This is a genomic window from Bacteroides sp. AF32-8BH (assembly GCF_003435205.1).
Classification (GTDB): Bacteria; Bacteroidota; Bacteroidia; order Bacteroidales; family Bacteroidaceae; genus Bacteroides; species Bacteroides ovatus.
In genome coordinates this window covers 409-1,041 of sequence record NZ_QVLZ01000112.1, presented here as the reverse complement: position 1 = coordinate 1,041, position 633 = coordinate 409, and the positions used below count along the sequence as shown (strand labels likewise).

Here is a 633-nt window from a genome sequence, read left to right as displayed (position 1 = left end):
ATATCGGACAGATACAGCGCGGAGGTTTACAACCTCGAAACGATAGCCGCCCTTGCTTTCCGTGTCGAATCGTTCGGGGCGGCGAAAGTCCGCAGGGCATTATTGGAAAGGATTATACACGGGCGAAAAGAGAAAACGATGGTATTCGTGTCGGTTGTTTCGGACGGCAAGCCCAACAGCCGTTGGAAAGCATGATGATATATCAACATACCAACATGCAAATCTATCACTATGGTGATATATATTGCAGGTTCTATTCCTCTTTTCAGAGGAAAGCGGAGCAATCATTTCCGTTTACAAAGGCAAAGCAAGCACGGGGCTTTATGTCGGCTAAAAGGTCAAGCGGCTGCACCGTTTCCCGATAAATCTTCCTCTCGCTTCGCTGCGAGCGTATTTATCGGGAAAACCTTGTATCCGACCGCCCCATGCAAAAGAGCCTTTGAAAACGGAAACGACCGCCCCGCCGCCCACCACCGACCGAAAGGGAAAAATAATAAGGTGGGGTTATACGGGTAAGCAGACGGCAGGGACAGCCACCGCCGAAAGGCAGACGGGCAGACGGACGGCACGCCGCAGGGTATTTACGTAGAAAATACCGTAGCTTATTAGGGAATTTTCCGAGCCGCAATACTC

At 50.7% G+C, this 633-nt stretch carries 1 protein-coding gene and 1 pseudogene; both read left to right on the top strand.

Features of this window, described 5'->3' with window-relative positions:
- Positions 1-195: pseudogene (locus DWZ47_RS30255) on the top strand (hypothetical protein); the annotation flags it as partial.
- A gap of 36 nt (positions 196-231) precedes the next feature.
- Positions 232-516: a hypothetical protein gene (locus tag DWZ47_RS30250; RefSeq protein ID WP_022600068.1), complete on the top strand. Its 285-nt coding sequence runs from the start codon at positions 232-234 to the stop codon at positions 514-516.
- Positions 517-633: the final 117 nt, after the last annotated feature.

What these genes read in the sequence shown, in the direction of transcription:
- DWZ47_RS30250 (WP_022600068.1), top strand. Translation starts at nt 232, where the DNA reads ATGGTGATATATATTGCAGGTTCTATTCCTCTTTTCAGAGGAAAGCGG.